The sequence below is a fragment of the Thermus sp. genome (assembly GCF_039793865.1).
In the GTDB taxonomy this organism is placed as follows: domain Bacteria; phylum Deinococcota; class Deinococci; order Deinococcales; family Thermaceae; genus Thermus.
The window spans coordinates 20,808-32,660 of record NZ_JBAMMI010000060.1 but is presented as its reverse complement, the minus strand read 5'-3'; the positions used below and the strand labels follow the sequence as shown (position 1 = coordinate 32,660).

Here is an 11,853-nt window from a genome sequence, read left to right as displayed (position 1 = left end):
AAGCGGCCTCACTCCCCGAGGCGGAGGGAGGGGCAAGCGTCTACCTGTACCTCCACGGGCCTCACCCCGGGGGGAATGGGTACCTTGCACTCCCCCCCAGAGCACACCTTGGGGGTTTCCACTTGGAGGCCTCCCCCGGGCCAAGAAAGGCGTATGGCCCAGGCCTGGCCCTCCACTTGCAAGCGCACCTCTTGGTAGCCCAGGGTGGCGGTCCATACCCGGGCCAGGCACTTCCCTCCCTCCTCCACCCTCTTCTCCTCTGGGGCCGGGACAGGGCGCGAGGGAGAAGGGGGCTTCTCCCTTCCCTGAAGGGCGAAATAGAGCCCTATGAGCCCGAGGAGGACCACGCCCACCACCTTTTGCCGGTCCATGCCTACCCCCTTAGGGGGGAATATACAGAGGCGACATGCCACTTTACCCGACACTTCTTTGAGTTTTTGCCGTCTAGAACGGCACAAAAGCCACCTAAAACCCACCCGACACTTACCCGACAAACCCGACACTTGGGCCACTTTTGCCCTCCAGGACGCAAACCCGAGTGTCGGGCTAACCCGACACCTCACCCGACACTTCCTTACGCGGCGATTCTGACCCCCACTTTCCCCTTTCCCTAGACCCCTGACCGGTCAAAGCAAAAAGCCGCCCCTTGGGGACGGCCCCGGCGTAGAGGGCCCTCAGGCCTGAGCTTGAGTGAGCAACCGGGGGTTGAGGGTCCAGGTTGGGGTCCGGGGGTGATACACGGGCAAAAGCCACCCCTCCCTCTCCAGGGCCCGGAGCATCTTGTAGGCGTCCTTTGGGGTTTCTACCCCAGCAAAGCCTTGCCTAACCACCCACCTCGGATTGAGCTCCTTGGGAAGAGTTCCCCGCCTAGCCCTTTCCAAAAGCTTTGCGGCCACCCGCACCAGCTTAGACACATCCCCCACCCGGGCCCTCCTCCACACGCGCTTGGCGTGGGCTTCCGCCCACTCCACCAGGGAGATGGCCCGCAAGAGGCTGTCCTCGGAGATGAGGCCCCCCTCCTTCCAAAGCACGCTCAGGACCCCCGCCAGCCGGGCGGTGAGCCCGAGGCGCTTGCCCAGGTAGCCCCTCCAAGCCTCGGGAAGGTCCTCGTTGCGAAGCTCCCGCTCTACCTCGTCCTCCCACTCGTACCAAAGCTTTTGCGCCTCGGGGTCAAAGGTCAGGACCACGGGAGGGGCTTGGGGCTCGCGCCAAAGCCCCTTCATGAAGGCCTGGTAGGCGTGATAAGCCTGGCTTCCCACCTCGGGGCGCTTCTCCGGCCAGGCCGTGAGGCCCCCCTGGACCAGGATGAAGCGCTGGAGAAGCCCATCGGCCTCCTCCCCTTCCTCCAGGGCCTTGAGCACGATTTGGCGGAATGGCCCGGGCTGAACAAAGCCCACCACGGCCAGGGCGGGCTCCCTCAGGGGGGAGGTTTCCCTGCTCATGCGGTCCTCCCTGTGGTAGCCACCAGAGTAAGCCTTTAGCCAGAAGGCCCGGTCGGCGGCCCGGTCCACCCTTTGCCAGGAAGCGAAGAGGCCCTTGAGCTCGTCAAACACGGCCACCAGACCCCGGTTCACCTGAAGGACCCGCACCAGGGCTTCTTTGGTGGCATCCTCCACCACCACCCTCCAGGGCTTAGGCTCCTCGGGCTCGGGGCCCCGCTCCTCGGGCTTCTTGGCCTTCCACGCTTCCCGCTCAAGCTCCCATACGCGGCGTTTTGCCTCAAAGTCCTCGTGAAAGGCCTGCTCAAGCTCGTAGAGGGGCCGGGCCAGGGTGTTGAGGACGGCGCTCTTTTTGGTCCCGGTGGGGGCTATGACGGCAACCCAAAGGTTGGTCCCCTCCTCCCAGGGGGGATTGAGGGGGTCCGGCCTCACCTTGTACCTCCCCGCCAAGAGGCCCGAGGCCAGGCCCAAGGCGGTCATGGCGGGCACATCGTAGGGAACGGCCAGGCGCTCACTAAAGGGCTTGAGAAAGCCCTCTAGGGCCTCGGGAAGGACCCCTCCGGGGAAGGGGGGAAGCTCCTCTCCGGTCAGTTCTTCCAGAGGGGTGGGCTCAGGGAGGTCATCGGGCGAAAGGTTCTCCGGGGAACGGAGGCGGTTGAGCTCATCGGTTAGACTCTTCTTGTCCATGCCGCTACCCCTTTACCGGGCGCTAAGGGCCTCTTCCTTAGCGCCCTTGAGCACATCAAGCCAGTCCTTGCCCTCCTGGTGGGGATAAACCACGCTCACCTTGAGGCCCTGGAGGAGGAGGCGCTTCCCCAGGGCATAGGCCGCTTCCACCCCGGCCCGGTCGTGGTCAGCGGCGATAAGGACCCCCTTCACCCCCTCGGGCACCAGCACCCGCTCAAGCCCCCCGGCGCTCACCGTGGCCCAAGCCGGGTAGCCCGAGGCCTCCCGTACGGCCAGGGCGGTTTCTATCCCCTCGCTGAGGGCCAGGGCCTCCCCCTCGAGGGGGTAAAGCCGAATGGCCGCCCCTACGGTGGCCCCCTCAAAGACCGGGCGGGTGAGCTTCTTGGGGCTGGGCACGGCGGCCTTCCCCCTTCCATCGGGGGCCAGATAGGTGCGGTGAAGGGCCACCAGGCCGTGCTGGGGGTGCTCCACCCGGGCCAGGAGGGCAGGGAGGACTCCCAGGACCTTCCCCTCCTCCCGGTACTCCAGGCCAGGGTGAAGCCTCAGGTTCTGGAGGCCGGGGAGGACGGCCTCGAGGCTCAGGCCCCGGGCCTCGAGGTACCTCCTCCCCACCTCTGCCCCCCTCCGGTCCAAAGGAATGGCCTGGGCCCAAAGGCGCTCAAGCCTTCCCCTCAGGGCCCCATCCGGCTTTGGCTTTGCCCGGTAGACCGGGGTAAAGGCCCAAGGAGCGTAGGGCCTCCACTCCCTTCCCTCGGGAAAGAGGGCCTTCCACTCCAGGCCCAAGGCCGCCAAAACGCTTTCCGTAGGGCACCCGGCAAAGCAATGGAGGAGGATCGTACCCTCGGGGGTGAGGCGGATGGAGAGGGAGGGAGTACGGTCCTCATGAGCCGGGCAAAGCCCTTGCCAACGCCCCGGGCCCGAGGGCCGGGCCCGGGTGGCGAAAAGGATGTGGTCAAGCACTTCATGCCTCACGGTTTCGCCCCCAGAAAATGGCCTGCCAAGAGGACAACGAGGAGCGCGGGGAGGGCCAAGAGAAGGACCTCGAGGGGAGGGGGCTCCTCCCCCAAGGCCCCTACCGCCACCTTGGGAGGAAGCCTGCCCCCACCCCCACCGTGGGCGAGGCGGATGAGGTCATTGAGGTCCACATCCCGCTTGACCCCCTCGGGGTCCTCAGGGTCCTCCACATGGAAGAAGGGCATAACCCGCTTCCCCTGGGCCTCAAGCCGGAGGATGGCCCGCCTCACCTCCTCCCAGAAGGCCGGGCTAAAGCGGTAATCCATGGGGGGGAAGAAGGCCTCCTCTTCCACCGGGACAGTCATGGCCTCCTCCTCACGCTCACCCCGAGGTCCGCCCCCAGGGGGTCGGCAAGCTCCTTGCCCCAGGCCTTCATGAGCTCAGGGGCCTCGGGGCGGCCAAACTCCAGTTCCGCGTCAAGGGAAAAGGAGGCGTTCAGGGCGTAGCCCCCAAGCTCCCGCACCTTGGCCCTAAGGAGCTCCACGAAGGCCAGGAGCTGGGGGAGGCTAGCCCCCTCTAGGGAAACCTGAACGGCGTAGACCCCCTTGGCCTGGTCCTCTCCCTCTTGCCCCAAAGCGGGCTCCTCAACCGCCACTTGACCCAAAGGCTCTTTCTCCCGTACCATGGCCTCACCTCTCACCTTTCACCGCCACCCTGACCCAAACGCTTTTTCCCCGTACCAAGCGCCCAGGCCTCTCCCTGGGCGTTTTGGCCGTCCTCCTCAGCAACCGCCTCAAGCCACCGCTCCACGGCCTTGCGGGGGATGTAGATGCGCTTCCCGAGGCGGATACACGCCAGCCTGGGCCAGACCCTTGCCCGGCAAAGACGGTAAACCTGGCTTTTGGGAATACCCAGATAGCCAGCAACCTCTTCCACGGTGAGCAAATGCCCTATAGCTACCGCCTCTTGCAAAGGCCCATGCTTTATCATCCGCGCCCCTCCTTTCATCTCCTCGTCCCCTCTAGTATACATGATTCTGTCCATTCTGTCAATCTAGCTACGCCATATTTCTGTTCAGGCCGCAGTTCATAAGTGCCTGTGGTAATGTCCTGCTATGGACCGGAACCGGAAGAGGAAACTGCCCAGAACGCCCTATATGCACATCTACATGGACCCAGAGATACAGGCTCTCATCAAGGAAGAGGCTGAAAGGAGGGGCATGAATACTTCGGAGCTAATCCGAACCGCAGTAAGCCTCTACTTGACTGGACTTCCTTGGCAGGAATGGATTAGGCAAGACCCAGAAAAGTTTCTGGAGAAGGCCAACGAAGGAGAAATCAAGCCTCAGTCTTGGGACGACTTTTATCGCATGTCCACACTCGTTTTCATCGGCACCAGCAAGCTTGTAGAGTCCTGGCGGCAATACCTCATCAACAAGGCCAAGGCCGAGGCCGAAGGGCTCACTTACGAAGAATGGCTCAGGAAGAACATTGACGAGGGGCCTCCCAGGAGGGAGTGAGGATGGGCCGCAAACGCCGCGGGCGTAATGAGGGCTCAATCTACAGGCGCAAGGATGGGCGCTGGGTGGGGCAAATCCACCTGGGCTACCAAGAAGACGGCAAGCCCAAAAGGCTCTACCTCTACGGTCGTACCCGCAAGGAAGTGGCCGAAAAGGTCATATCTGTCCTCGCTGAGCTCACCAAGGGCACCTACATTCCCCCCCACCCCTTGACCGTGGCGGATTGGGCCGAGAAGTGGCTAAAGCTCAAGGAGCCGGAGCTCAGGCCCAAGACCCTCCAGCTTTACCGCCAGGAGCTGGGCCTAGCCATTCCTGAGCTGAGGGGAGAAGGGCCCGGCCTGGGAAGCATGCGCCTCCAGGAAGTCAAGCCCCTGCACATCCAGGGCACTCTGCACACCCTGGCCCAGGAGGGCTATGTGGAGAGGACCCTCAGGAAGGTGTTTATCCTCCTCAAGGCCCTCTTTGAGGAGGCGGTAAGGCTTGAGCTCCTGGCCCGAAACCCCCTGGCCTCCCTCAGGCCCCCCAGGGTGAGCTCCAAGGAGGAGGCCCCCAGGAAGGCGGGCAGGACCCTCGAGCCCTCCGAAGTGAGGGCCCTCCTCGAGGCCGCCAAGGGCCACCCCCTTGAGCTCTTCTTCCGCCTCCTCCTCTCCACGGGCTTGAGAAAGGGAGAGGCCCTGGGCCTCAAGTGGAAGGATGTGGACTTTGAGCGCGGGGAAATCCATGTGAGCCGGGCCTGGGTAAAGCTTGGAGCCGGGGGGCTCTTGTCCAGCCCCAAGACACCCCGCTCCAGGCGTGCGGTGCCCATCCCCCTTGACCTTCTCCACTCCTTGAGGGCCCACTACGAGGCCCGGGTCTTGGCCGTGGGGGAGGAGGCCGCGAGGGAGGAATGGGTCTTCCCCGGGGAGGACGGGGAGGATCCCGTGCATCCCGATTACCCCAACCACGCCCTGAGGCGGCTTTGCGAGAAGGCGGGCATTCCCCCCGTGCGGGTGCATGACCTTAGGCACACCTACGGAAGCCTCCTCTTGGCCCGGGGAGTCCCCTTGGAAGTGGTGAGCGAACGCCTAGGCCACGCCTCCTACGAAATCACCCTCCGGGTTTATCGCCATGTGCTCGAGGAGGAGAGGAGGGGCCATGTCCTCACCCTCGCGGAAATGATTGGGGAGGAGCCCAGCCGCCCTCAAGCCTAAGGTGGTCTTATTCCAATCCAAAAGGTGTCGGGTTCTGTCGGGTAGTACCCGACACCAGAAAAGCCGTCTAGGACGCAAGTGTCGGGTAAGTGTCGGGTAAGAACCCGACACTTAGAAATACCGTCCCACACACAAACAAACATGAGAAAGTGGCAGAAATGCGATGATTTTTTTGACCCCCCACTTCCCCTTTTTCGTAGACCCCCAACCAGGCAAGGGAGAGGCCAACCCCCAGGGGCGGCCCGGGCCCTGGTAGGCAAGAGGGGGTTGAGGCTCAAGCTGCCGTTTAGCTGTCAAAAGCAATCCCCCGCCTCTCTTCCGAGGCGGGGCTTTTTGCGTCCTGGAGCTGGAGCCGGTGGCCGGATTCGAACCGGCGGCCTACCGCTTACGAGGCGGTTGCTCTACCGCTGAGCTACACCGGCCCGCCTTCCCGAGTTTAGGGCAGAGACCCCTGTTTGGCAATCGCCTTGACAAGGCGAGGGCTTCTGCTAAACTAAAGCTTGCGCCTAGGGCGCGGCCTGCCGGGATGGTGGAACTGGTAGACACGCCATCTTGAGGGGGTGGTGCCCGCAAGGGCGTGCGGGTTCAAGTCCCGCTCCCGGCACCAAAGGGCCCTTCGGGGCCTTTTTTTATGCGCCTTGTCCTCGCCCGCACCCTGAAGAGCCTCGAGGACACCCGGGCCCTGGCCCGGGAGGTCCTCCCCCTTCTACCCCGGGGAGCGGTGGTGGCCCTGGAAGGGCCCCTAGGGGCAGGCAAGACCACCCTGGTCCGCTTTTTGGCCGAGGCGCTGGGCTTCCGGGGCCGGGTCACCAGCCCCACCTACACCCTCATCCACACCTATCCCACCCCGGAAGGTCCCCTGGTCCACGCCGACCTCTACCGCTTACCAAACCCAGAGGAACTCCTTCCGCAGCTCCTGGCCGCCGAGGAGGAAGCCCGCCTCACCCTGGTGGAGTGGGGGGACCCGAGGGCCCTAGAAGCCGGGTTCCTCTTCCGCCTCACCCCCCAAGGAGAGGCCCGGCGGGTGGAGCTATGGGAGCTCTGCCCCGGCCAGCAAGAGGGCGTCTAAAAGGGCTTCCCGCCCCGCCCGGCCGGCGAAGAGGGCCACCACCTCCCCTTCCTTGTTCACCACGAAGGTCCAGGGCTGGCCCGTCACCCTAAAGCGGCCCGCCACCTCGTGAGGCTTGTCCCGGCCAGAGGCCAAGAGGGGAATGAAGCGGGGATAAGCCTTCATGTAGCTCAGGACCACCTCCTTGGTGTCCCGGGGCTCCCGGCTGATGACGTAGAAGGGAACCTTGGTCTCCTCGGCCACCTGGTGCAACCCGGGGAACTCCGCCCGGCACACCGTGCACCAGCTGACCCAGAAGACGATAACGGCGGGCTTTTTCATGGTCTTGGGGGTGACGAGGTTTCCCCCAGGGTCCAAAAGGGCGAAGTCCGGCAGGCGCTCCCCCAGTCCCACCGCCAAGGCCAGCCCCAGAAAGAGCCCGAACCCCCAAACCTCGAGCTTCGCCATTAACCCCATTCTCCACGCCGCCCGCCCAAGGTGTGTAAACCCTCTTACCTTGGCCGCCGAAGGCGCTTAAGGTCATGGTCCGGCCAGATGCCGTCCGCCACCAGGTGAAGCCATTGGGAAAGGTAGTAGCCAAGGAGGCCAGAGCCCAGGGCCTCGAGGCCCAGGGAGGGAGGCCTTAGCCTCACCTCCGCCCCCAAAAAGCCCAAAACCCCCTGGGCGAGAACACCCAGCAGGCCCAAAAGGCCCACCAGGTACCCGAGCCGGGTGAGGGGCCCCAGGACCCAGGTGTGGGAAAGCCCCCGGTGGCGGAAGAGCCAGCCGTAGGGCCGCCAAAGGGGGCCCAAAAAGCCCCAGCGCCGCCTGGACCGCACCTCCTTCTCCGCCAGGTCCAGGTCCGGGGAGAGGAGGAAGGTGCCCGCCAGGTAGGCCAGGGCAAAGGCCAAGGCCTTGGGGTCCTCCGGGGAGCCCCCTAAGCCCAGGTAAACCAGGCTTCCCAAGCCCAGCGCCGTAAGGTTTATGGCCTCGTGCACGCGCCCCGAAGGCATGGAACCAGGATAAGCGCCCAGAGGCCGCTAGCCCAAGGCGTGGGAAAGGCCTGGGGGTACCTAGAGGGCGGGCAAGGGGAAGCGCTCCCCGGCGGAGAGCACGTCTACCCGTAACCCCTTTACCCCCCGTCCGGTGTGCTCCGCCCCCTCGGCGTCCACCAGGGTCACCCCGCCGACCCAGACCTCTCCCAGGCCCCTAAGGAGGCGCAAGGCGGTGTTCTCCAGAAGGCCTAAGCCCACCAAGTCGGGGTTGTCCGCCACCAGGCGGGAAAGGGCCAGGAAACGCCCCCGCTCCTCCACCTTGGGAAGCAGGGCCAGACCCCGGAGGAGGGCCAGGCCCAAGGCCGCCCGCATCTCCCCTTCCCAGGAGTAAAAGGCCGCCTCTCCCAGAAGCCCCGCCGCCTCTCCCAGGGCCACCACCCCGCCCCCCTTGCGGTGCACCTCCCAGAGGGCCTGGAGCACCAGGCTCCCCCGGATGAGGTCTAAAAACTCGGGAAGCCCCTCCGCCGCCAGGAACACCAGGGAACTCGCCGCCACCCTTTGGGCCACCTCCGGGTCAAAGGCTTCCTCCCGCCGCCTCAGGTAGAGGACCTGGCCCCGCCTGAGACCCAGGTCGCGGTAGGCCAGCCGCCAGGCCTCGGCCAGGTCCCTAAGGGGATAGGGCACGAGGAAAAGGGCCTCCCCCCTGGCCTCCTCCAGGAGCCTGGCCTCTACCAAGCGCAAGGCCCCCCTAAGGGGATCGGCGGTGAGCAAGGCGAAGAAACCCTGCCGCATGGCGGACCTCCTATACCCCTAGGGTAACCGCCTCCTCATGAAAGGAAAAGGGCGGTGTGGTAGACTTGGGGTCGTGGCCGCGATGGTATCCCCCCCGGGGGCCTTAGCTAAGGGAAAGCGAAAGGCCATCCTCGAGGCCACCTTAGAGGTTCTCCGGGAAAGTGGGCTTTCCGGCCTAAAGATGGAGGACGTGGCCCGGAAGGCCGAGGTGGGGAAAGGGACCATCTACCTCTACTTCCGCGACAAGAAGGACCTCCTCAAAAACCTGGTGGAGGAGCGAACCTGGGCCTTCTACCGGGAGGTGGAGGAACTGGTGCGCCTGCGGGCGCCTTTTTTCGTGCGCCTGGAGCGCATCCTGGAGAAGCGCCTGGCCTGGATTGCGGAGTGGAGGGGCCTTTGGGCGGCGGTGGCCCGGGAGGCCATGGAGGACCCCACCCCCTGGCTCAAGGGGCTCCACCAGCACTACCTGGACCTCTTGGAGGCCCTTGTGCGAAGCGGCCAGGAGGAGGGGGCCGTGCGTCCGGAGCTCTCTCCCAAGGCCACGGCCGCGGTGGTGGCGGCCTTGGGGTGCAACCCCCAGCTGGAGGTGGAGGCGTATTTGGAGCACCTCCTCTTGGTGCTCCGGAAAGGAGTCGCGCCGTGAAAGAGTTCCGTCCCGGCGACAAGGTGGTCTTGCCCCCTTATGGGGTGGGCGTGGTGGCAGGCATAGCCCAGCGGAGCGTGAGCGGCGTCAGCCGGGCCTACTACCAGGTGGACTTCCCCGGCTCCCGCTCCAAGGCCTACGTACCCGTGGAAGCCCCGCAAAGCGTGGGCATGCGCAAGGCCCTGGCCCCCGAGGAGGTGCCCGCGATCCTGGACCTCCTCAAGAAGGGGCGGATGCCCCTGCCCAAGCAGTGGGCCGCCCGCCACCGTAAGACCAGCGAGATCCTGGCGGACGGAAACCCCTACCGCATCGCCCAGATGGCCGGGCAACTAAGGGCCTGGGAGCTGGAGCGGGGCCTGCCCGACCTGGACCGGCAGGCCCTGAGGCGGGCCATCCACCTCCTCGCCGAGGAGGTCTCCCAGACCCTGGAAATCACCCTGCAAGAGGCCAAGCGCCTCTTTGAGGAGGCCTGGGGAGAAGAGCTGAACTAGGCCCTCCAGCAAGACCGCCCCATCCTGGGCAGCCTAGGATGGGGTCCACCCTACCGCGCGCCCTTTCCTCGCCGACCTGCGTTCATAGGAGCAAGCTCCAGGTCTTTTTTCCATTTCCAATATTCGTTCCAGGTAATTGGCCAAAACCCCCGGGCCCAACCCCTCGGCCATTCCCTGGGCCAGCACCTCCAGGTCAAAGAGCACCGCCTGGAACTCCGGGGCCGCCCAGTGCTCGGAAAGCTCCTGCCAGGGGCCATCCCCCTCCACGTGGGCGTTCCAGGCCTCGAGGAAGAGGCGGTTGAGGAAGTAGAAGAGCGCCAGGCGGTAGGGATAGGCAAGCCCCGCCATCTCCTCCAGAAGGGCGATGTATTCCCGCCGCACCGGGTGGACGGGGGCCCCAGGGTCCGCCCCTTGGGCCAAAAGCCAGTCCAACTCCTCCACCGTGGCCAAGAGGGCCTGGACCAGGGGGAAGCGGTGGGCCTGGGGGGCCTCGGCGAGGAGGGCCACCTGGTAGCGGTACAGGGCTTCCACAAAGGGGTAGTCCTGCCTAAGCCAAAAGGCGAAACGCTCCCGGTCCCAGCGGATGGGGAGGGCCTTAAGCGCCTCCAAAGCCTGGTGGTAGTGGGTCTCTGCCCTCTCCAAAAGCCCCACGGTTCCCTCCCAAATAACCCCAGCGGGCGTAGCCCGCGTATTTTAAGGCCTCCGCCGCCCGCCTGGCGTGGGCCTCGTCCTCGGCTAGACCGAAGAAGGCGCTTCCCGAGCCCGACATGAGGACCCCCCTTAGCCCCAGGACCCGGAGCCTGGCCTTGACCTCCCGTAGCTCGGGGTGGAGGCGGAAGGCGGGGCCCTCGAGGCTGTTCCAATAGGGCGGCTCCTCCCCCCGGGCCAGGGCCTGGAGGACGGCCTCCACCGGAAGCTCGGGGGCGAAGTCGTGGGGCTTCACCTCCCGGTAGACCAAGGGGGTGAGGAGGCGCAGGCCAGGGGCGAAGACCACCACCGGCAAGGGGGGCAGGGAGAGGGGCCTGAGGCGCTCCCCTACTCCCCTGGCCTCGGCCACCCCCCCCAGGAGGAAGAAGGGCACGTCCGCCCCCAGGGAAAGGGCGAGGGCAAAGAGGTCCACCTCCGCCGGGTAAAGCTCCTTCAGGGCCAAAAGCACCTGGGCGGCGTCGGAACTGCCCCCACCCAGGCCCGCCCCCTCGGGGAGGGCCTTCTCCAGGACAAGGCGCACCCCTCCCGGCCAGCCCGCCCTCTCCAGGTAGGCCGAGGCCGCCCGGTAGGCCAGGTTTCTTCGCCCGTAGCGGCCGCGGAAGGCGATCCCCTCGGGGATGGGCTCCAGGTAGAGGCGATCCCCAAAGGAGAGGGCGGCGAAGAGGGTGTGGAGCTCGTGGTAGCCGTCGGGCCTTCTCCCCAAAAGGGAGAGGCCCAGGTTTACCTTGCCTGGGGCGATCCGTTCCATGCCCGGGCCAGCGCCTCCGCCAGGACCAGGTCCTCGGGGTAGGTGATCTTGAAGGCCGTCCTCTCTCCCTCCACTAAGGCCACGGGGTAGCCCAGGGCCTGCACCAGTTGGGCGTCGTCCGTGGCGGAAATCCCCCTCTTGCGGGCGTAGGCGTGGGCCTCCCGCAAGAGGGCGGTGAAGAAGCCCTGGGGCGTCTGCACCAGGCGCAAGGCCTCCCGGGGCAGGACCGACCCGTAGGCCCCCCCCTCGGAACGGATGAGGGTGTCGGGGACGGGAAGGACCGGCGCCGCCGCCCCCTGGGCCTGGGTGGCCCTCAGGACCCTTTCCACAAGGCTTCGGCTCACGAAGGGGCGGGCCACGTCGTGGACCAGCACCAGGGGAAGGCTCGCCGCCTCCAGCAGGCGGGCCACGGACTCCTGCCGGGTCCTGCCCCCCTCCAGAAAGGCGGCCCGAAGGCCCTGGGGGGGGCTTTGCCCCGGGGGCAGGGCCACCAGGACCTCCGCCGCCTCCGGGAAAGCGGCCAGGGCCCACTCCAAAAGGGTCCTTCCCCCCACCCGGAGGAAGGCCTTGGGCCCGAGACCAAGCCGCTCCCCGTTTCCGGCGGCGGGGATGAGGACGGAAACCTCCACCCTTTCATGG

General features: G+C 65.9%; 16 protein-coding genes, 2 tRNA genes and 1 pseudogene. 6 read left to right on the top strand and 13 right to left on the bottom strand.

Annotated elements, in window-relative coordinates; translation table 11 throughout:
* Window positions 1-8 precede the first annotated feature (8 nt).
* From ABJK26_RS05940 to ABJK26_RS05915, 6 genes are all read right to left on the bottom strand, one after another.
* Window positions 9-371, bottom strand: a complete 363-nt coding sequence (locus ABJK26_RS05940) for a hypothetical protein (protein WP_347241357.1) — start codon at window positions 369-371, stop codon at window positions 9-11.
* A 303-nt stretch (window positions 372-674) separates the two neighbouring features.
* Entirely contained in the window at window positions 675-2,126 is a 1,452-nt protein-coding gene (locus tag ABJK26_RS05935) for a YfjI family protein (protein ID WP_347241356.1), read from the bottom strand.
* A gap of 12 nt (window positions 2,127-2,138) precedes the next feature.
* On the bottom strand, window positions 2,139-2,918 hold the full coding sequence (locus ABJK26_RS05930; RefSeq protein ID WP_347241355.1) for a toprim domain-containing protein: 780 nt from the start codon (window positions 2,916-2,918) through the stop codon (window positions 2,139-2,141).
* Window positions 2,919-3,094: 176 nt separating this feature from the next.
* Window positions 3,095-3,445 carry a hypothetical protein gene (locus ABJK26_RS05925; protein WP_347241354.1) on the bottom strand — a complete coding sequence of 117 codons (351 nt, stop codon included), beginning with the start codon at window positions 3,443-3,445 and terminating at the stop codon, window positions 3,095-3,097.
* Entirely contained in the window at window positions 3,442-3,735 is a 294-nt protein-coding gene (locus ABJK26_RS05920) for a hypothetical protein (RefSeq protein WP_347241353.1), read from the bottom strand. Before ABJK26_RS05920 ends, ABJK26_RS05925 begins: the two co-directional genes overlap by 4 nt.
* A gap of 41 nt (window positions 3,736-3,776) precedes the next feature.
* Window positions 3,777-4,124: a helix-turn-helix domain-containing protein gene (locus ABJK26_RS05915; RefSeq protein WP_347241352.1), complete on the bottom strand. Its 348-nt coding sequence runs from the start codon at window positions 4,122-4,124 to the stop codon at window positions 3,777-3,779.
* Window positions 4,125-4,194: 70 nt separating this feature from the next.
* Here ABJK26_RS05915 and ABJK26_RS05910 point away from each other — a divergent pair, with 70 nt between their 5' ends.
* A complete protein-coding gene (locus ABJK26_RS05910) occupies window positions 4,195-4,599 on the top strand; it encodes a CopG family transcriptional regulator (RefSeq protein ID WP_347241351.1) in 405 nt (134 codons plus the stop codon).
* 65 nt (window positions 4,600-4,664) lie between these two features.
* On the top strand, window positions 4,665-5,789 hold the full coding sequence (locus tag ABJK26_RS05905; RefSeq protein WP_347241350.1) for a tyrosine-type recombinase/integrase: 1,125 nt from the start codon (window positions 4,665-4,667) through the stop codon (window positions 5,787-5,789).
* 347 nt (window positions 5,790-6,136) lie between these two features.
* Here ABJK26_RS05905 and ABJK26_RS05900 read toward each other — a convergent pair.
* A tRNA-Thr gene (locus ABJK26_RS05900) sits at window positions 6,137-6,211 on the bottom strand.
* A gap of 98 nt (window positions 6,212-6,309) precedes the next feature.
* Here ABJK26_RS05900 and ABJK26_RS05895 point away from each other — a divergent pair.
* Both ABJK26_RS05895 and tsaE read left to right on the top strand, forming a co-directional pair.
* Window positions 6,310-6,396 (top strand) — tRNA-Leu (locus ABJK26_RS05895).
* 24 nt (window positions 6,397-6,420) lie between these two features.
* On the top strand, window positions 6,421-6,858 hold the full coding sequence (tsaE, locus tag ABJK26_RS05890) for a tRNA (adenosine(37)-N6)-threonylcarbamoyltransferase complex ATPase subunit type 1 TsaE (protein WP_347241349.1): 438 nt from the start codon (window positions 6,421-6,423) through the stop codon (window positions 6,856-6,858).
* Here tsaE and ABJK26_RS05885 read toward each other — a convergent pair.
* The 3 genes from ABJK26_RS05885 to ABJK26_RS05875 are packed head-to-tail and all read right to left on the bottom strand — an operon-like array spanning window position 6,820 to window position 8,624.
* On the bottom strand, window positions 6,820-7,305 hold the full coding sequence (locus tag ABJK26_RS05885; protein ID WP_347241347.1) for a TlpA disulfide reductase family protein: 486 nt from the start codon (window positions 7,303-7,305) through the stop codon (window positions 6,820-6,822). The genes tsaE and ABJK26_RS05885 overlap by 39 nt on opposite strands.
* Before the next feature lie 44 nt (window positions 7,306-7,349).
* A complete protein-coding gene (locus ABJK26_RS05880) occupies window positions 7,350-7,850 on the bottom strand; it encodes a metal-binding protein (protein ID WP_347241346.1) in 501 nt (166 codons plus the stop codon).
* A 60-nt stretch (window positions 7,851-7,910) separates the two neighbouring features.
* Window positions 7,911-8,624: a cyanophycinase gene (locus tag ABJK26_RS05875; RefSeq protein ID WP_347241345.1), complete on the bottom strand. Its 714-nt coding sequence runs from the start codon at window positions 8,622-8,624 to the stop codon at window positions 7,911-7,913.
* Window positions 8,625-8,706: 82 nt separating this feature from the next.
* Between ABJK26_RS05875 and ABJK26_RS05870 the strand changes: the two genes are divergently transcribed.
* Both ABJK26_RS05870 and ABJK26_RS05865 read left to right on the top strand, forming a co-directional pair.
* On the top strand, window positions 8,707-9,267 hold the full coding sequence (locus tag ABJK26_RS05870) for a TetR/AcrR family transcriptional regulator (RefSeq protein ID WP_347241360.1): 561 nt from the start codon (window positions 8,707-8,709) through the stop codon (window positions 9,265-9,267).
* Complete coding sequence (locus ABJK26_RS05865) at window positions 9,264-9,758, top strand: CarD family transcriptional regulator (protein ID WP_347241344.1); 495 nt, start codon at window positions 9,264-9,266, stop codon at window positions 9,756-9,758. The genes ABJK26_RS05870 and ABJK26_RS05865 overlap by 4 nt, the downstream gene beginning before the upstream one ends.
* Window positions 9,759-9,840: 82 nt before the next feature.
* On the opposite strand, the pseudogene ABJK26_RS05860 reads toward ABJK26_RS05865, so the two are convergent.
* The 3 genes and pseudogenes from ABJK26_RS05860 to ispD all read right to left on the bottom strand — a co-directional run bounded on the left by ABJK26_RS05860 (window position 9,841) and on the right by ispD (window position 11,843).
* Window positions 9,841-10,409: pseudogene (locus ABJK26_RS05860) on the bottom strand (hypothetical protein).
* Window positions 10,354-11,214: a 4-(cytidine 5'-diphospho)-2-C-methyl-D-erythritol kinase gene (gene ispE / locus ABJK26_RS05855; RefSeq protein WP_347241343.1), complete on the bottom strand. Its 861-nt coding sequence runs from the start codon at window positions 11,212-11,214 to the stop codon at window positions 10,354-10,356. The pseudogene ABJK26_RS05860 and the gene ispE overlap by 56 nt, the downstream one beginning before the upstream one ends.
* On the bottom strand, window positions 11,187-11,843 hold the full coding sequence (gene ispD, locus ABJK26_RS05850; RefSeq protein WP_347241342.1) for a 2-C-methyl-D-erythritol 4-phosphate cytidylyltransferase: 657 nt from the start codon (window positions 11,841-11,843) through the stop codon (window positions 11,187-11,189). Before ispD ends, ispE begins: the two co-directional genes overlap by 28 nt.
* Between the last annotated feature and the right edge of the window lie 10 nt (window positions 11,844-11,853).